This window comes from Bacillus mycoides (assembly GCF_001757995.1).
GTDB classification, from domain to species: Bacteria; Bacillota; Bacilli; order Bacillales; family Bacillaceae_G; genus Bacillus_A; species Bacillus_A mycoides_B.
On the sequence record NZ_LXLV01000009.1, the window covers coordinates 153731 to 172372 of the forward strand.

Below are 18642 nucleotides of genomic sequence, written 5' to 3' on the forward strand. Positions count from 1 at the left end.
GCATTTCTGTTGAATCTGATTTTAATAGTTATTATGTTGTAATTATTCTATAGTATAGCATATGTTTTTCTTAGATGATATGTTTTTGTTTTAGTATAAAGTGAAACTTTAATTAGTGGGGGTTTTGTTCATCCCCCACTGATTATTGGCCCTCACCAATCGGGCGTTTACGGGCAGCAGGGCTCCCACCTAACTTCTTTGCCCAGCCGAATTTTGAGGTGGGAGTTTTACTGCCCACAAATAGCGGGATAAACTGAAAACTTGTGTTTTCGCATTTCCTTTGGTATATATGAATATTGTTCATAAAAAGGTCGGAAAGGAAGACATCAAGTTGAAGACAGAGAAATTTTTTATCCATCCGATTGGCGTGTTTATTGCTGCAATAGTAGCAACATTTTTATGGGGAAGCGCATTTCCCTTTATTAAATTAAGCTATGGTGAACTTGGAATTCAGCCACAAGAAGTCGGGGAACAAATATTATTTGCTGGCTATCGCTTTTTCTTATCTGGTGTAATGCTCTTATTATTTTTTAAAGCGTTAGGAAAAGATATGAAGTTCAAAAAAGGAACAGGGAAGCAGTTAGTTCAAATTGGCTTGTTTCAAACTTTTCTTCAATATATATGTTTTTATATTGGAATGAGTTACAGCTCAGGAATTGAAGGAGCGATTATTTCAGGAACATCATCATTCTTTCAAATTTTACTCGCACACTTTTTATATAAAGATGATGCTCTAAATAGGAGAAAAGTAATTGGAGTAGCTATCGGTTTTTGTGGTGTGATTTTAGTGAATGTACCGAGTGATGGAAGTTTATCATTTCATTTTGGAATAGGTAGCTTATTACTTCTTGGGGCAGCCATGATGTATTCGTATGGAAACATATTAGCGAAAGAAGGTAGTAAAACGTTAGATATTGGGTATATGACAGCATATCAGATGATTTTCGGATCAATTGGGTTGCTATGTATAGGGGCATTTCAAGTTGGAATGATGCCATTCGCATTTAATCTACATGCAATACTTATGCTCATATATTTATCGTTCTTATCAGCAGCGGGATTCTGTATATGGAATACAATTATGAAGTATAACAAAGTAGGGAAAGTCTCGATGTATATGTTCTTTATACCAGTGTTTGGTGTGCTACTATCAAGTCTGATTTTAGGGGAAGCAATTCATTCCTTTGTACTATTTGGTTTAGCATGTGTCGCAGCCGGAATTATTGTAGTAAATCGTAACCCGGTTAAAAAGAAAGTTGAGCAAGAAAAACAAGTAGCATAGAGAACAGAAAAACGATTAAAATGGAAGAACAGTATTGTTCTTCTTTTTTTACATAGAAAAAGGAGAACGTGCTATATGTAACGAAAAAAAGATAGAAAAAGCATTTATTGAGGAGAACATATTATGAATGTACTTTACATTGTGTTAGTCGGGCAAATTATTCTTTTTTTAATGGGAGCAATTTATGCAATAGGACAGACGAAAAGAACGAGAAATAATATGCCGTTACCTTTAGCGGTTCGTCTTATTCTTAGTTTTTCTTTAACAGGAAGTGCAATTTGGATATGGTTACAAGATCCATCGGTTGAGTACAGTACGTGGGTTGCACTCGGTATGACTTTATCAACTTTAGGGGATTTATTTATGGCAGGATTAATTCCAATTGGTCATCGATTAATTGGAGGAATGGTCACTTTCGCTCTTGCACATTGTTTCTATGTGAAAGCGTTTTTACAAACAGGTATTTCATGGAATGGTTTTTGGATCGGTTTACTCGTATACGGACTCTTTCTAATTATAGGCTGGTTTTTCTTTATTCGAAATGAAAAACAGGATAAATTGTTTACGGTAGGGGCTCTAATTTACGGTTTGTGGGTTGGAGGAATGGCATGTTTTGCATTCGCCTTATATTACGAGAATACAGGAATATGGTTGGTGCCAGCACTTGGTGGTTTATTGTTTGTGATTTCTGATTTTATTATCGGTGTGACAGATATCGGGGGGCGCAAACTGAAGTATGAACCACTTTGGATTTGGGTTACATATGTTGCAGCGCAGATGTGTATTGTATATGTAGGGTTATAAAAAGATACTCTCAAAAATAGTAGATAGACTATTTTGAGAGTATCTTTTTTGTTACTACGCTACGATGTTTTTTTGTTGTAGAGCAGAAAGGCTATATTCATCAGCTGCTTTATAACCTTGAGCTAATAAATCATTGATGTAAAGCTTGTTATAAATAAAGCAGAAGACTAGGTTAGAGAATCCGAATGTAAACATGCTAGCTACTAAAATAATTAAAAACCATTTCCAATCTCCACGGAATATAGCAGGGAAGAAACCAAAGAAAAATACAGTCCAACTAAAACCAATTTTTGCTTGTTTAATTTGACCGGTATTTTCATTTTTAAGCATAACTTTCATAGAAAAAGTCCTCCTAATTAAATAAAAATATAATAATGAATGCAAGATATATTATATCAAAATAATACATTTTTGAATATTGTTATTTTAAATTTTGTAATATTAGAATTTTGCAATTCAGAATTTTGTGGAAATTTATCAGTTGAAGTCTTTATAATAAAAATAAAAAGATGATGAGATGGTGGAATGATGCAAAAGAAAAAACGTTTGCGTGAATTCTTTGAAATAATTGCAATTGCATGTTTATTGGTGTTTTTGGCGAAAATCTTTTTGTTTTTTCCTACGACTGTAAAAGGAGCATCGATGAGGCCGACGTTACAAGATGGAGATAAAGTAATTATTAATAAACTTGCAAAGAGATTTGAAAGTTATGAGAGAGAGGATATTATTGTCGTGAAGACAGATAATTTCTACGTGAAGAGAGTTATCGGATTGCCAGGAGATGTAATTGAGATGAAAAATGATCAATTATATGTTAATCATCAAGTGAAAAACGAAGAGTATTTAAAGAATAATAAAAAACAGGCAGAAAAATTACTTATCAATTTAACTGAAGATTTTGGACCGATTACAATTCCTAAAAATAAAATTTTTGTGATGGGAGATAATCGTTTAGTTAGTAGGGATAGTAGGAACGGCTTAGGGCTCATTGATAGAACAGAAGTATTAGGAAAGCTCATGGCGATATATTATCCATTTGAACATGTGAAAATTGTAGATTAAAAATAAGAAAAACCAAGCGAATTAGTTGCTTGGTTTTTCTTATTTAAACAGTTGGTGTTTTACTGCCCGTAAACGCCCGATTGGTGAGGGTTAATAATCAGTGGGGGATGAACAAAACCCCCACTGATTATAGTTTCACTTTATTGTTTCTTGTGAAGCGATATGTTCATTATTTTGGTCGATATTTAACATGAATTTTCGTTGTAAAAATTGCAATTTAAAGAGTGTTAAAGGATCATGATAAGTTTCTGGGTTCGTTCTTAGCTTTGTTAAAGTTTGCTCATCTTCTTGTATTTCAAGTTGGGCTGCTTCTACAGTTTGTTTCAATATGCTAAGAGGGTCCTTAAAGAACATCATGATATCACGTTCTAGCGCACCTTCAAATACTTCAAATTGAAGGAAGAATTGTTTTGAAATCATCTGAGCAACTTCTGTATAATCTTCTGTTTCAATATATTGTTTATATTTATTTGATAGCATAGATTGATTTTTTTGCATATTACCGAATAATTTCCCTGCACTCTTTAAGAAAAATTGTGTCGGTGTAAAGCGTAATAAAATATTGATGTTAGCTACTGTAATTCTATTCGTCATTCTTGCAACATCTCTATCCCAGTCGTCTAGTAATTTGAAATCACAAGGAAGTTTAATACGCTCTTCCTCATAGAGCTTATTAAAGGTATCGCCCATTTCATCTAAATAAGCCTGAGCTTGAATGAATTCATTATGAGCAGTTTCAATCCATTCTTGAATAGATTGAGTAAATTTAGGAAGAAGCACTTGCTGTACATGTTTTTGAATTCTTTCATTCATTGCTACATTTAGTTCTTCATGGACCAATTTGAAATCACTATCTTCTTGAACAAGATCAGAGCAACTCTGCAACAATTCAGGAATTTGAGAATGTATATCCTGCGTAATCTCTTCTTTTGTTAAGAGATAAGATTCTGTAATAGAACGAATTTTATCTTTTTGAATGGCAGTAAGATTATTAATAAAACCATCAAGTTTTACTAAAATATGTTTATTCCAGCGGACGGATTTCACTAACGTATTTTCTAATTCCACACGTTCATTTACAAGGTATGCAATTGTTTTTTGGATAAACCATAATAATTTTTCAATGCGTTCTTTTTCCACGTTACGCTGAGTAAGGTTAGAAAGAATAGAGTCTGTTACGTTACCTAGCTGTTCACTACTCTCCTGTGAAGGAGAGTAAGGGAAAAATTGTGCTTCTGGGAAATGTATGAGTATTTTCTTTTTAATGCTGTTCGTAATATTTTCACTAGTATTCGTATCAATTGTTTGTAAGACGAATTGAATTTGTAAATTTGGTACTTGCTCACGAATATATAATAATGTATCGAGCTCTTCATCATGTAATGGTGAAGCTGAATTTAGTACATAGATGAGACTATCTGCTGCCTGTAAGTATTCAAAGTGAGAGCTGTTTTTGTCAAGTTGTCCATGCACAGTAGGTGTGACAAGGAATGAAAACTTATTTTTTCGTAAAAATCTACTTGGTAATTTAACTTCAATACATTTTCTTTCTAGCTCTGACTGAGAAGGTACCGCTAGTATGTTATGAAGTTCGTCAAAGTTTGGTATATTTCGTATATCTAGCTCTGTAAGCTCAGTTATTTCAGTTTGACTATTATCTTTAAATGTAATTGAAGTTGTTATAGCTTCATTTAATATATTTTCTCCTAGTATAGAGTTAATAAAGGCTGATTTATCATAATCGCTAGCTCCTGCTACTAGAAGTTGTGTAACAGTTAAATCGTATAACTCACGAACAAGTAGTGTGAATTGATGACCTAAATCTACATCATTCTTCTCAGCCCATACAGCAATCGTTTCAAATAATGCTGATACGTCTGCCATATCAACATTTGCATGAGCTGATGCATTTGAAAGTAAGGCACCTGCGCTTTTTACGAGTAATGATTCTAGAGTTGTCGGTGAAACTTCATTCCATGCTAATACTGCTGCGGAGACAAGTAAAGAATCTTCCGCTCTCGTTAAACTAAACCAATTTGTTAATAAATCTGGTACAAGTCCTTGTAATTCGTGCATGAAATGTTGTCCAGTAATCAATTCGAAGTACGTCTCTTGATAGCGAGTAGAAATTTCATTCCAATCGTCATGAGCATCTACTTCAATATGTAAGAATAGGTGATTTATTGTTTGAATCCAAGGTAGATGGAATGATTCATTTTCATAGCTGTTCCAAAGTGAGATAACAAGCTCTTTAAATTGAACTTGATCAATTGTATATAAGGCTTTTAAAGATTCATAGAAATACTCAGGTTTAATTTTTTTAGTAAAGCCTCTGTTCACATAATTGATTAAAGTATCGAACCAGTGTAATGATTTTGTTCGAATTCCTTCTTGAACAGCGAGTTCAATAGCATTATTCCAATCTTCTTGTTTTTCATAGAACGATCGAGCGATTGCAGTAATATTTGGATAGTCTGGTTGAAATGCAACAGCTTCGCTAATCGTCTTAAATGCTAGTCCTAAACGATTTTGCTCTATATAAAGAGAAAGAAGTTGTAGGGAAACTTCCATCGTAAGAGTTGTATCTTCTGTTTGGATAGATGTATAAATTTCTTCTGCTTTTGGTAAGAAACCTAATTCGAAATAAGCATCTGCAATATTCTTCATAGCCCAGAGAGCAAGTTCATTATTTACTTTCTCCCATTTGAATATAGCGGCTTCAAAGTCGTTAGTTTGAAAATAAACTTCACCTTGTGCGAAGCGAATATTAGATATATTGGAGAATTCATTTTTTGATTCATTTATATATGCTTCACCGAGTACTTCCGCTACCGGAATGGAAGAGTCTTCTGTTAAAAATGTTTTATAGTAAATCTTTTGGATAAATTGTTTTTCAATGGTCATGTTCGTTCCCCCTGTATAATTTAGAAAAATGATGTTGTATGTAAAAGGGTGCATGTTACTCTAATAGGTAGAAGTTGCATTATATAGACCAAACTATGTTTTTGCTAGATATATCATTTTTCCTGAGAGTTAAACCGTTGCAAAAAGTAACTTTCCTTTATTGTAACAAAAAAATAAGCCTATGAATTTTTATTTTTTAATCTCGCTATTTATAGGCAGTAAGACTCCTACTCCAAAATTTAGTGAATGCAAGGAAGTTAAGTGGGAGCCCTGCTGCCCGTAAAATCCAGATTGGTGCGAGATAATAATGAGTGGTGATGGATAAAAAAAACCACTGCTTAAATCTCTGTTTAAGGAATGGAATAGAAGTAGAGTTCATTATAAAAACAATGTATAGTGAATATGTATACCATGTTTGTCTTAAAGATAGAATGGGCACAATATGGAATAACGATCGTGTATAGGATGTGTCTTCCGAATGGAACAACATATTGGCGAGTTAATCGCACATTATGGGTATTTTGGAATTATTATAGCTTTAGCTGGCGGGATTGTTGGATTACCTATACCGGATGAGTTTTTATTGACTTTTATTGGCTATAACATTTCAAAAGGAGTTATGTCAGGAACAGCTGCTTTTTTAAGTGGAATGGCAGGTGCAATGCTTGGCATTACATTAAGTTACATATTAGGTTTAAAACTTGGGCTCCCTGTTTTAAAAAAATATGGTCCGAAAGTTAGAATTAAGGAACATCATATTGAAAAAACACATATTCTATTTGAAAAATACGGTCCATTTCTTTTAATGATTGGTTACTTTATACCGGGAGTACGTCATTTAACAGCATATTTTGCTGGAGTTTCAAATTTAACATTGTGGCGATTTTGTTTGTATGCTTACGGTGGTGCACTAATTTGGATAAGTGTTTTTATTGGCCTAGGTTGGAAACTGGGAGAGAAGTGGCGCTTTGTTGAATATAGTTTACATCATTATGGGATATGGATTTTATTAGTTTCGGCAATTGTAACATTGATTGTGTGGATTTACATAAGGAAAAGGCAAAACCGCTAATAATAGCGGTTTTTTAGCTGAAAGCAATAAATAATACACCAGCTGTAATAAAGACTACACCAATACCAGTCATAAAGTTTAACTTTTCACCTAATATAATCATCGCGAGAATAATGGAAAATACTACACTTAATTTATCGATAGGTGCTACTTGTGAAACTTTTCCTGTTTTTAATGCAAGAAAATAAAATAGCCATGACGAAGCACCAGCGATTCCACTTAATGTGATAAATAGCAGTGCTTTTTTATTTAGGAGTACATCACCGATATTTTGAAATTTACCTTGTATAATAATAACTCCTACCATAAATAATGCCATAATAATAGATCGAATAGTTGTTGCGACGTTGGCATCGATTCCATCTAAGCCGATCTTTCCAAAAATAGATACGAGGGCAGCGGCAACTGCTGATAATAGTGCGAATAATAGCCATGAACTCATAGTGACATTCCTCCAATCTTACATTATTATACATGAAAATCATTCTCATGTATAAAGTGAAACTTTAATCAGTGGGGGGGAGCATTCCCCATTGATTATTAGCCTTCACCAATCGGGCGTTTACGGGCAGCAGGGCTCCCGCCTAACTTCTTTGCTCCACCTGAATTTTGAGGTGGGAGTTTTATTGCCCACAAATAGCGTGATAAATAACGAAATAAACCCCCGCCCTATATATTTAATAAGGTGGGGGTTTATTATACTACTCTGCTATTTCTTCATATAAAAAGTACGTTACATTATAAATATGCTCTACTTCATCATCCGTCATAAATAATAATTCGTCACGTTCAATCCCTTTTTTCTTTTCAATAAACTCAATCATGTTTTTTCGTTCTTCTCTTTTCATCAATTTTTATTTCTCCCCTCAATCTGTTTTAATACAGTTTATTTAAGTTACTGCTATTATATAACAGAATCTTTAGAAAGTTCCACCTATTTTATTGTTTTTTTCAGAAGAACCTTTCGACAAAACAAGCCCACCTAAGGGGGGCTTGTTTTCATTTTAAAGTCGTAAAAACTCGGGCTCGGTCGTACCAGCACCATCGATGTAATAAATTGTGTCGGGATTGATTTTAATTAGTACATAATTAGGATCTTCCGCACCGAGTAACCAGCGTTTTAAGCTATTAGTCCAAAATTTGTTTTTTAACGTTTGATCTTCTTCGATGGAAGCTATACCTTCAACTTCAATGTAATCTTCATCTAATTTCTTTCCCTCTCGCCCAAGTAGTACATGTACATTTGGATTCTTTTCGATATCTGTTATCTTTTTTGAATTTCGATCTGTTGCAACATATAGTACAAAATCTTCGTGGAAAAACATCATAAAGGCACCATGTGGCTTATCGTTACGTATAGTAGATAATACACCAGTACGTTGACCTTGAATAATAGTTGCGATTTTTTCTTTTAAGTGCATATTTTTAACCTCTTTTCATAATTTGTAATTTTTTCTGTCTGAACCAGATAATTTAAATATCTTTCATACTGTTTTCTTCAACCCGATTTTTTAAACGTAATTGTGATGAAATCGGACAAATTAGGAGATGAATAATAATAATATCGAGGAGAAATACATACGATGGAAGGATGAAAAGCATGTTTAATAAAATATTTCTTATAGTAGCGCTTATAGGTGTACCACTTTCTGTAATCGGAAAAACACTTCATTGGCCACAAACCATTATGTTTGCTGTATACTGCATTACTATTATTGCATTAGCAGGTTTTATGGGGAGGGCGACAGAAAGTTTAGCAATTGTTTCTGGGCCTCGGATAGGTGGTTTATTAAATGCAACTTTCGGTAATGCCGTTGAACTTATCATTTCAATTTTTGCACTTCAGGCAGGATTAACAGAAGTTGTTTTAGCTTCCTTAACTGGTTCTGTACTTGGAAACTTATTACTGGTAGGAGGGTTATCCTTCTTTATAGGTGGCCTTAAGTATAAAAGACAAAGTTTCAATGTTTATGATGCAAGACATAATTCAGCTTTATTAATATTTGCTGTTGTCGTAGCCTTTGTTATTCCAGAGATTTTTTCAATGAAGATGGATGCTGGAAAGACGTATCAATTAAGTATTGGTGTTTCTATTATCATGATTATTATGTACCTTGCTGCATTGCTATTTAAGTTAGTTACGCACCGTGGTGTATATCAACATAAAAGTGATGAAGTAGCGCATGAGGAAGAGCCAGAGTGGTCAAAAGGTAAAGCGCTACTCATTTTAGCGATAGCAACACTTGCAGTTGCTTATGTGTCAGAGGCCCTCGTACATACTTTTGAAACGGTCGCAAAGTCGTTTGGCTGGTCAGAGTTATTTATAGGGGTTATTATCGTTGCAATTGTTGGTAATGCAGCAGAACATGCATCTGCGATTATTATGGCATATAAAAATAAAGTGAATATCGCAGTAGAAATTGCAGTAGGTTCTACATTACAAATCGCCATGTTTGTTGCGCCCGTGTTAGTACTTCTTTCGATGCTTTTTGCACAAAAGATGCCTTTAGTATTTACAATACCAGAACTTGTTTCCATGATTACAGCCGTTTTCTTAACCATTGCGATTTCAAATGATGGAGATACAAACTGGTTTGAAGGTGGCACTTTATTAGCAGCGTATGTCATTATGGGAATTGGTTTTTATTTATTATGAAAAATAGGCATAACAATTGTATTGAGAGAAAACAATAAACAAAGTAGTATATATACCTTTACATAGGAAGGAGCCAGACAGGTGAAACGAGTATACAGCATATGTCTTTCAACCATGGTCTCGTTTATTTTATTATTTCCTAACAGTAGTTTCGCAAAGACAACGGTAGAAGTAAAAATGCCTTCATCTGTTTTAAATATTTCAAAAGATAATACATTCCCAAATGACGCGCAAGATTTACCGCGTTTACAGCCAAGTAAGTTTGCTCAAGAACTATTGAAAACAGCAAATATCAAAATTGAAAATCCTGATTTAATTCGAATGTTTAATGAAACAACAATTTCGAATGCACCGCTTGCGGTAGGGTACCGGGCGAAAATTTATTTAGGTCAATGGGCATTAAATTATGAGTCGATAGATACATCGATTAATTGGGAATATAAGCAAGTAAATCGAAATGTATATGATAATCGCGGAGGTGATCGCTTATACCCACTTCGCTATAAGCAAGAAACCCAAAAGACAATCGAAGGTGATTTAACAGCAGATATGAAAGATGCTACAGATGTGAAAAAAATGATGCTTCTAAAAGCGCTTGAAAAAGTACAATTGCCACTTTCATTTAAAACAACCATTGGTTATGGTACTGGACATGAGCGTGTTTATAATATTAGTCCAAGTCAACTTGGATATTTATATGCGTATACACCAGCAGTAAATGAAAAAGGAAAAGTAACATTTGGAGAAGTCTACCTTGTGTTAAAAGGGAATCAAAAAAGGCTTGTCGTGAAAAATATTACATCTCAAGGAATCGGAGCTGCTATTCCAATTCATGATCATTTATTTTTTAAGTTTATTTCTTCATCGCACGCACAATGAAATAAAAAACGTCAGCACACCGGCTGACGTTTTTTTATTTATAACATAAGGTTTGATGTTTTTGATAAGAAATCTTCTTGCGGATAGTAGCTATTTTTTACAAGAACATTTGGTCCAAGACATTTAACTGCAGGACAGTGACAGCTTAATGATTTTGCTGTTTTTGATTCACACCATTTGTCATAAGCTTCTTGTAGTGTATTTGTTTGTATATTACCTAGAAGCGGGACATCACCGAAATCAGTTACGATAATATTTCCATCAAAAATATTTACGTTTAAACGAGAACGACCGTCTGGATCATTACGGACAGTTACGTTTTTACTTTCATGTAATTTCTTAAATGTAGCTAAATCGCGTTCATCATCACTACATGCATAGAAAGGTAATGTTCCAAATAACATCCATACATTTTCATCACGAATTTCTAATAAATGTTCAATTGCATGTCGAATTTCGTCTTTTGTTAAAATTTCAAGTGTGCTAGCGAAGTCACTTGGATACATCGGATGCACTTCATGACGTTTACAACCCATTTCTTCAACGATTTGACGATGAATATGTTCGATATGTGGTAGAGTTCGTTTATTCAGCATAGTTTCGGCTGATACGAGTACACCTGCATCTGATAGAGCTTTACTATTTGTAATCATTCTTTCGAATAATTTTGCACGTTGTTCATAAGTAGGTTTACGCTCCATCATTGCAAATCCGCCTTCAACGAAGTCATCAATTGTTCCCCAGTTATGAGAGATATGCAATACATCTAAGTAGGGAATAATTTGTTCGTAACGTGCTAAATCTATAGTTAAGTTTGAGTTGATTTGAGTGCGAACGCCTCGTTCATGGGCGTATTTTAAGAGTGGTGTTACATAGTTGTCGACGGATTTCTTTGAAAGCATAGGTTCTCCGCCAGTAATACTTAAAGAACGTAAATGAGGAATCTCATCTAATCGTTTTAATAAAAGCTCCATCGGAAGCGGATTTGGATCTTTCGGCTGTAATGTGTAACCAACAGCACAATGCTCGCAACGCATATTGCATAACGTCGTCGTTGTAAACTCAACGTTTGTTAATAGTAGTTTGCCGTACTCTTCAAGGTCCATATACGCTTCCCATGGATCGTAAGAAGGAGTAATCGGCTTCATTTTTTGTGATATCGTCATATGAAATACTCCTTTGACTATTGAAATAACAATTTGTCCATTCTCTATAATAGAAGAATATGCACTTTTTATAAAGTGAAACTTTTTAGCGAAAAAAGAGAGAGGGCTTACATTATAGCGGATGACCGTGACAAAATTGATGAAATTTCATGCCCATAGCAATCATTTTTGCGGTATAATAAAAGCAACTCGAATTAAAAGGAGAGTGCCTTCATGGGAAAAGCAATTCAAGATAAAGATACACAATTAGTATATTTAAAAGAGCGTTTAAATATGTTCATTGAAGTAATTGATACAATTGAACCTGAAGAAGTAGAGTTAGAAGATGTAGATCGTCTTCTTGCGATGTTAGATGAATTAGAACTGAAATGTGAGCAATTTAAAAAAGACGAATAATATATTAAAAAGGCTGCCAATACAAAATTGGTAGCCTTTTTCTGTGCGGATAATAGAAGGAATATAGAAAAAAAGGTATAATCAAGTTGTGAAAAATTTCATTTATACTTTAATAGCGTGAAATAAATAAAAAGCTGAAGAGCATAACGATGGAATTTTCATCTCATAACGTTTTGGTAGCGTTCACAATTGAGGGGGAAGTACAATGGAAAAGCTTCAAGAAAGCATGTATCAACTAGTTGTTGAAACGTCAACGAACTTACCGAAAGATGTTCGTCGTGCGATTCAACAAGCGAAAGAGCGAGAAAACGCAGGGACTCGTTCAGCGATGGCACTTGGCACAATTACGAATAACATTAAAATGGCAGATGATAATATCTCGCCGATTTGCCAAGATACAGGGATGCCAACATTTAAAATTTATACACCAGTTGGTGTGAATCAATTAAAAGTGAAGGAAGCTATCTATAGTGCGCTTGAGCGGGCGACAAAAGATGGTAAACTTCGTCCAAACTCTGTTGATTCTCTTTTTGGAGACAATAGCGGAAACAATTTAGGACCAGGTACACCTGTTATTAAGTTTGAACAATGGGAAAAAGATTACATTGATGCACGTTTAATTTTAAAGGGCGGCGGTTGTGAGAATAAAAATATTCAATATAGCTTGCCTTGTGAAATAGAAGGACTTGGACGAGCTGGGCGTGATTTAGAAGGAATTCGTAAATGCCTTCTTCATGCAGTATATCAAGCGCAAGGCCAAGGGTGTAGCGCAGGGGTAATCGGCGTCGGTATCGGGGGAGACCGCACATCAGGTTACGAATTAGCAAAAAATCAATTATTCCGTACATTAGATGATGTAAATCCAGTTCCAGAATTACACAAGCTTGAAGAGTATGTATTAGAGAATGCGAATAAGCTTGGCATCGGTACGATGGGATTTGGCGGAGAAACAACTTTATTAGGTTGTAAAATCGGAGTATATAATCGTTTGCCAGCGAGCTTCTACGTATCTGTTGCGTATAATTGTTGGGCATATCGCCGCCTTGGTGTGAAAATCCATCCTGAAACAGGAGAAATTATGGATTGGCTATATCAAGAAGGTGACGATACACTTCAGCAAGAAGTACAAGAAAAAACAGAGCAACGTGAGATTGTATTGCAAGCACCAATTACAGAAGAGCAAATTCGTGAACTTCGCGTTGGTGATGTTGTAACAATTAATGGCATGATGTATACAGGCCGTGACGCAATCCATAAGCATTTAATGGATAACGATTGTCCAGTAGACTTAAAGGGACAAATTATTTATCACTGTGGTCCAGTTGTAGTGAAAGATGAAAATGATAATTGGCAAATTAAAGCGGCAGGTCCAACGACAAGTATTCGTGAAGAGCCATATCAAGGCGATATTATGAAAAAGTTCGGTATTCGTGCTGTAATTGGTAAAGGTGGTATGGGTGCTAAAACATTAGCTGCTTTAGAAGAACACGGTGGCGTGTACTTAAATGCAATTGGTGGTGCAGCACAATATTATGCTGAATGTATTAAAGAAGTGAAAGATGTTGATTTCTTACAATTCGGTATCCCAGAGGCAATGTGGCATTTACGTATCGATGGTTTTAAAGCAGTTGTAACGATGGATTCTCATGGTAAAAGTCTACATGCTGATGTTGATAAAACATCACTTGAAAAATTGGCGAGCTTTAAAGAACCTGTATTTAAGTAAAGAGAAATGCATCTCGAATTATTCGAGGTGCATTTTTTGGTATATATAGAAAAACATGTTCAGCATGAAAGAAAGCAGGGAAACAGAAACTACAGGTACGATTATATATGGAAAGGAGACTATTTATGAAATATAAATGGTTATATATAGGTCTCATTTTTTCAATTATGATGGCACTTGTTCCAGTTTCAACATTTGCTTATACGAATACACCACATAACTGGGGAATTCCGCGTCCTAAAAATGAAACAGTACCAGATGCAGGGAAACTTTATACAGAATTGCTACAAAAAAATGGCGGATTTTATTTAGGGGATACGAAGAAAAAAGATATTTATTTAACGTTCGATAATGGATATGAGAATGGATACACAGGACAGATTTTAGATGTATTAAAAGAGAAAAAAGTGCCCGCAACTTTCTTTGTAACAGGGCATTATATAAAAACACAAAAAGATTTGCTATTAAGAATGAAAAACGAAGGACATATTATTGGAAATCATTCGTGGAGTCATCCTGATTTTACAACAGTTAATGATGCAAAACTTCGTGAAGAATTAACAAGTGTAACGGAAGAGATTAAAAAAGTAACAGGGCAAAAGGAAGTGAAATATGTACGCCCTCCGCGAGGTGTATTTAGCGAAAGAACATTAGCTCTTACGAAAGAAATGGGATATTATAACGTGTTTTGGTCGCTTGCATTTCTGGACTGGAAAGTAGATCAGCAAAGAGGATGGCAATACGCTCATAATAATGTAATGACTATGATTCATCCAGGATCTGTTTTGTTACTTCATGCAATATCAAAAGATAATGCAGAAGCACTTGCGAAAATCATTGATGATTTGCGCGAGAAAGGGTATCATTTTAAAAGCCTAGATGATTTAGTAAAAAGCAATCAACCGTAAGCATGTATGCTTGCGGTTTTCTCATGCTATAATGATGTATAAAAAGGATGGGGAAACGTATGTGGGGCGAACATGTTACGTTAGAGTATCCGTATCATTTTGAAGAGGTATTAAAGCGTTTATCTTTTGATCCTCTCAACGTCATTCAATTAGATGAGAAAGTCATTTATGTCCCGCTTTGTATAGATGAGGAACAGGTTGTTGTTCGCTTGCAAGGGGTTGGTACTGTTCAAAATCCACAGTTTTGGATTTCTAGTCAGACAGGAGATCCGGAGAAAGTAATGAAACGAATGAAGTCCATCTTTCACTGGAATGATCCGTTTCAAAATATACAAAATCATTTTTTAAACACATCGTTACGTCCACTATTTGAAATGTATGCCTATACTCCAATTATTTTAGAATTTGATTATTTCGCTTGTCTTCTTCGCTGCATCATTCATCAACAAATAAATTTGAAATTTGCTACTGTGTTAACAGAACAATTTGTAAAACGATATGGAACAGAGAAGAACGGTGTATTCTTTTTCCCCACTCCGGAAATAGTAGCAAATATTTCAATAGAAGAGTTGAGAGAGCAGAAGTTTAGTCAGCGGAAGGCTGAATATATAGTAGGATTAGCAAAAAGTATTGCCAGCGGTACGCTAGATTTAGCGAGTATAGAAACCGAGACGGAAGAAGTAGTATCGGCACAATTGTTACCAATTAGGGGGATTGGTGCATGGACAGTGCAAAACTTTTTAATGTTTGGGCTTGGGCGGAAAAATATGTTTCCGAAAGCAGATATCGGGATCCAGCGTGCAGTGCAAGGTGTATTTCAATTAGATGATAAGCCGGATGATGCATTTTTAGAAAAAGTGAAACAAGAGTGTGAACCATACTGCAGTTATGCTGCGTTATATTTATGGAAAAGTATAGAGTAGAGGTGTAATAATGATACAAAAGCAACAAGAGAGTAAGTTGGAAGTTGGTCAAACGTTTCCTGTGACAATTAAACGTCTTGGGATTAACGGAGAAGGCGTTGGTTATTTTAAGAGACAAGTTGTATTCATTCCAGGGGCATTACCAGGAGAAGAAGTCGTTGCGGAAGCAACGAAAATCCAGCGTGGCTTCGCTGAAGCGAAAGTGAAAAAAGTTCGTAAATCATCACCACATCGTGTGAAAGCACCGTGTCCAGTATATGAAGAATGCGGTGGATGTCAATTGCAGCATTTAGATTATAAAGAACAATTAAATCAAAAACGTGATATCGTTGTACAAGCATTCGAGAAGTATATGAACAACAGTCTAGAAGAGAAAATTCGTCCAACGCTTGGCATGGGAAATCCATGGCATTATCGTAATAAGAGTCAACTACAAGTAGGACGTAAAGACGAAAAGGTTATTACGGGGTTATATAAACAAAACTCACATCAGTTAATTGATATTTCTCATTGTATGATTCAACATAAAGCAACGAATGAAGCGACAAAAGTTGTAAGACGTATATTAGAAAAATTAAATATATCTATTTATAATGAGAAAAAACAAAAAGGTTTAGTACGTACAATTGTGACACGTACTGCAGTTCAAACAGGGGAAGTGCAAGTCACACTTATTACAACAAAAGAAGAATTACCAAATAAAGATCAATTTATCGCAGAAGTACAAAAACAGATGCCAAGTGTTAAATCAATTATGCAAAACGTAAACTGGCGTAAAACATCTGTTATTTTCGGTGATAAAACATTTAAATTAGCTGGAAAAGAAGTAATTCAAGAAACACTAGGTGATTTATCATTTGAATTATCAGCACGCGCATTCTTCCAATTAAATCCAGAACAAACGGTTGTTTTATACGATGAAGCGAAAAAAGCAGCTGCTTTAACAGGAAACGAGAAGATTGTGGATGCATATTGCGGTGTCGGTACGATTGGACTTTGGCTTGCGAATGATGCAGCGGAAGTACGTGGTATGGATGTAATTCCAGAAGCGATTGAAGATGCAAAGAAAAATGCAAAACGCCACGGATTTACAAATACAAAATATGAAGCTGGAAAAGCTGAACAATGGTTACCAAAGTGGGTAAAAGAAGGATGGCGTCCAGATGTAATTGTTGTCGATCCACCACGTACAGGTTGCGATGATAAATTACTGGAAACGATTTTAAAAGTGAAACCGAAACAAGTTGTTTACGTGTCTTGTAATCCTTCCTCATTAGCACGTGACGTGGAAACATTAATGCAGAGCTATGAAGTGGAGTATGTACAGCCAGTTGATATGTTCCCGCATACAGCTCATGTAGAAAATGTAGTGAAGCTTGTTAGAAAGTAAAGTTTATTAATATTCCCTCATGGTATGAGGGAATATTTTCTATGAAGGAGAATACTATGCACAATTATAAATTAACGATTCAGTATGACGGTGCGCGTTATAAAGGGTGGCAGCGTCTTGGTAATAACGATAATACGATTCAAGGGAAAATCGAAAGCGTAATATCTGAAATGATCGGAAAAGAAATTGAAATTATCGGCTGTAGCAGAACAGACGCTGGTGTACATGCTTTAAATCAAGTAGCTAACTTTAAAAGTGATGAGAAGTTAGTAGAACATAAAGTGAAAAAGTATTTAAATCAATATTTACCAAATGATATTAGTATTACAGATGTAGAAGAAGTTTCAGACCGCTTCCATGCTCGTTACAATTCTAAGGCAAAAACATATTTATATAAAATTTGGAATGAAGAGCATACGCACCCATTTATGCGTAAATATAGCATGCATGTTAATAAAAAATTAAATGTGGAGAGCATGAAGACGGCTGCACAACATTTAATTGGTTCACATGACTTCACTGCTTTTTCAAATGCAAAGTCTAAGAAGAAATCTATGGTTCGAGAAGTGTATACACTTGATGTTTCCGAAGAATCAGGATTTGTACAAATTAGAATAAGTGGTAACGGATTCCTTCATAACATGGTGCGAAAAATTGTTGGGGCATTAATTGAAGTTGGATTAGGACAATTAGATGCTGAAGCAATTCCAAACATTTTAGAGGAAAAACAACGCAATCAAATTAATTGTCTTGCTGAGGCGAGCGGATTGTATTTGGAGAGTGTTGAGTTTTAAAAAGATATGGATACGAAAAAAAGCACTCATTTGAGTGCTTTTTTTACGCTGATACAGTAGTTTTATCTTTTCGGAAAATCCCCATTAACCCTCCAATTAATAATAAAACACCTGGTAATAAGTAAATAACAGAAATACAAATAAATCCACCAATAGCAGCGATAGTCATCATAATACCGCCTGCTTTAGCTTTGCTCTTAACCATAATACATCCAACAACTCCTAAAATTGAAAGAGCTACAGCAGCCCAGCCTAATCCAATAACTTGATTAGCTCCGTCAGCTTCAACAGCTGCTCCAACGCCTCCGATAAATAAAGCGATGAATGCACATAAAATCCCGAATATACCACCGATTAGTCCTAATACAAATTCTGTTGTTCTTTTCATAGTAACCACCTTTTAGAAAATATTTATTAGCTTTTTCATCCAACTCACAATTTGTTAGTTCAACAAAATGAACTACATGTTATTAACATAAGTGAAGTTTATCCCGCTATTTGCCGTGCAGTAAAACTCCCACCTCAAAATTCGACTGGAGCAAAGAAGTTAGGTGGGAGTCGGGCTGCCCGTAAACGCCCGATTGGTGAAGGCTAATAATCAGTGGGGGATGAACAAAACCCCCACTGATTAAAGTTTCACTTTATATAAACAATCTTCAGAGATGTTGAAATGTCAGATT

19 protein-coding genes are annotated in these 18642 nt (G+C 35.0%); 12 read left to right on the plus strand and 7 right to left on the minus strand.

The features are described 5' to 3' along the window. The first annotated feature begins 331 nt into the window (after positions 1 to 331). Together BWGOE10_RS02160 and BWGOE10_RS02165 are read left to right on the plus strand one after the other, a co-directional pair. Positions 332 to 1282 carry a DMT family transporter gene (locus tag BWGOE10_RS02160; protein ID WP_070140744.1) on the plus strand — a complete coding sequence of 317 codons (951 nt, stop codon included), beginning with the start codon at positions 332 to 334 and terminating at the stop codon, positions 1280 to 1282. Between the two features lie 123 nt (positions 1283 to 1405). Continuing rightward, the gene (locus BWGOE10_RS02165) at positions 1406 to 2086 is read left to right on the plus strand and encodes a lysoplasmalogenase (protein WP_070140745.1); all 681 of its coding nucleotides are present in this window, start codon (positions 1406 to 1408) and stop codon (positions 2084 to 2086) included. A 54-nt stretch (positions 2087 to 2140) separates the two neighbouring features. On the opposite strand, the gene BWGOE10_RS02170 is transcribed toward BWGOE10_RS02165, so the two are convergent. Continuing rightward, positions 2141 to 2425 carry a hypothetical protein gene (locus BWGOE10_RS02170; RefSeq protein ID WP_000867042.1) on the minus strand — a complete coding sequence of 95 codons (285 nt, stop codon included), beginning with the start codon at positions 2423 to 2425 and terminating at the stop codon, positions 2141 to 2143. Between the two features lie 186 nt (positions 2426 to 2611). On the opposite strand from BWGOE10_RS02170, the gene lepB reads away from it, so the two are divergent. Continuing rightward, a complete protein-coding gene (gene lepB, locus BWGOE10_RS02175; RefSeq protein ID WP_070140746.1) occupies positions 2612 to 3148 on the plus strand; it encodes a signal peptidase I in 537 nt (178 codons plus the stop codon). 135 nt (positions 3149 to 3283) lie between these two features. Here lepB and BWGOE10_RS02180 read toward each other — a convergent pair whose 3' ends face one another. Further along, a complete protein-coding gene (locus tag BWGOE10_RS02180; RefSeq protein ID WP_070140747.1) occupies positions 3284 to 6052 on the minus strand; it encodes a tetratricopeptide repeat protein in 2769 nt (922 codons plus the stop codon). Positions 6053 to 6530: 478 nt separating this feature from the next. Between BWGOE10_RS02180 and BWGOE10_RS02185 the strand changes: the two genes are divergently transcribed. After that, positions 6531 to 7124 (plus strand): DedA family protein, encoded by a 594-nt coding sequence (locus BWGOE10_RS02185; RefSeq protein ID WP_002115865.1) that lies wholly within the window; start codon positions 6531 to 6533, stop codon positions 7122 to 7124. Between the two features lie 13 nt (positions 7125 to 7137). Here the strand turns inward: BWGOE10_RS02185 and BWGOE10_RS02190 are convergent, their stop codons facing one another. The 3 genes from BWGOE10_RS02190 to BWGOE10_RS02200 form a co-directional block, all read right to left on the minus strand. Further along, complete coding sequence (locus BWGOE10_RS02190) at positions 7138 to 7566, minus strand: EamA family transporter (protein ID WP_070140748.1); 429 nt, start codon at positions 7564 to 7566, stop codon at positions 7138 to 7140. A gap of 259 nt (positions 7567 to 7825) precedes the next feature. Further along, complete coding sequence (locus BWGOE10_RS02195) at positions 7826 to 7972, minus strand: BH0509 family protein (protein ID WP_000817786.1); 147 nt, start codon at positions 7970 to 7972, stop codon at positions 7826 to 7828. 156 nt (positions 7973 to 8128) lie between these two features. Beyond that, entirely contained in the window at positions 8129 to 8545 is a 417-nt protein-coding gene (locus tag BWGOE10_RS02200) for a pyridoxamine 5'-phosphate oxidase family protein (protein ID WP_070140749.1), read from the minus strand. Between the two features lie 179 nt (positions 8546 to 8724). Between BWGOE10_RS02200 and cax the strand changes: the two genes are divergently transcribed. Together cax and BWGOE10_RS02210 are read left to right on the plus strand one after the other, a co-directional pair. Beyond that, positions 8725 to 9780, plus strand: a complete 1056-nt coding sequence (gene cax, locus BWGOE10_RS02205) for a calcium/proton exchanger (protein ID WP_002125016.1) — start codon at positions 8725 to 8727, stop codon at positions 9778 to 9780. 81 nt (positions 9781 to 9861) lie between these two features. Continuing rightward, a complete protein-coding gene (locus tag BWGOE10_RS02210) occupies positions 9862 to 10659 on the plus strand; it encodes a YfkD famly protein (protein ID WP_070140750.1) in 798 nt (265 codons plus the stop codon). A 38-nt stretch (positions 10660 to 10697) separates the two neighbouring features. Here BWGOE10_RS02210 and yfkAB read toward each other — a convergent pair whose 3' ends face one another. Next, on the minus strand, positions 10698 to 11825 hold the full coding sequence (yfkAB, locus tag BWGOE10_RS02215; RefSeq protein ID WP_070140751.1) for a radical SAM/CxCxxxxC motif protein YfkAB: 1128 nt from the start codon (positions 11823 to 11825) through the stop codon (positions 10698 to 10700). 213 nt (positions 11826 to 12038) lie between these two features. On the opposite strand from yfkAB, the gene BWGOE10_RS02220 reads away from it, so the two are divergent. The 6 genes from BWGOE10_RS02220 to truA all read left to right on the plus strand — a co-directional run bounded on the left by BWGOE10_RS02220 (position 12039) and on the right by truA (position 17962). After that, a complete protein-coding gene (locus BWGOE10_RS02220; protein WP_000513558.1) occupies positions 12039 to 12221 on the plus strand; it encodes an SE1561 family protein in 183 nt (60 codons plus the stop codon). A gap of 205 nt (positions 12222 to 12426) precedes the next feature. Next, positions 12427 to 13947 (plus strand): class I fumarate hydratase, encoded by a 1521-nt coding sequence (fumA, locus tag BWGOE10_RS02225; RefSeq protein WP_070140752.1) that lies wholly within the window; start codon positions 12427 to 12429, stop codon positions 13945 to 13947. 125 nt (positions 13948 to 14072) lie between these two features. Further along, positions 14073 to 14855 carry a delta-lactam-biosynthetic de-N-acetylase gene (gene pdaA, locus BWGOE10_RS02230; protein ID WP_070140753.1) on the plus strand — a complete coding sequence of 261 codons (783 nt, stop codon included), beginning with the start codon at positions 14073 to 14075 and terminating at the stop codon, positions 14853 to 14855. A 59-nt stretch (positions 14856 to 14914) separates the two neighbouring features. Then, positions 14915 to 15778 (plus strand): DNA-3-methyladenine glycosylase family protein, encoded by an 864-nt coding sequence (locus BWGOE10_RS02235; protein ID WP_070140754.1) that lies wholly within the window; start codon positions 14915 to 14917, stop codon positions 15776 to 15778. 10 nt (positions 15779 to 15788) lie between these two features. Next, positions 15789 to 17168, plus strand: coding sequence for a 23S rRNA (uracil(1939)-C(5))-methyltransferase RlmD (gene rlmD, locus BWGOE10_RS02240; RefSeq protein ID WP_070140755.1), 1380 nt, complete (start codon positions 15789 to 15791; stop codon positions 17166 to 17168). Between the two features lie 56 nt (positions 17169 to 17224). After that, complete coding sequence (gene truA, locus BWGOE10_RS02245) at positions 17225 to 17962, plus strand: tRNA pseudouridine(38-40) synthase TruA (protein WP_070140756.1); 738 nt, start codon at positions 17225 to 17227, stop codon at positions 17960 to 17962. A gap of 43 nt (positions 17963 to 18005) precedes the next feature. Here truA and BWGOE10_RS02250 read toward each other — a convergent pair whose 3' ends face one another. Then, positions 18006 to 18350 carry a DUF4064 domain-containing protein gene (locus tag BWGOE10_RS02250; RefSeq protein WP_070140757.1) on the minus strand — a complete coding sequence of 115 codons (345 nt, stop codon included), beginning with the start codon at positions 18348 to 18350 and terminating at the stop codon, positions 18006 to 18008. Positions 18351 to 18642: the final 292 nt, after the last annotated feature.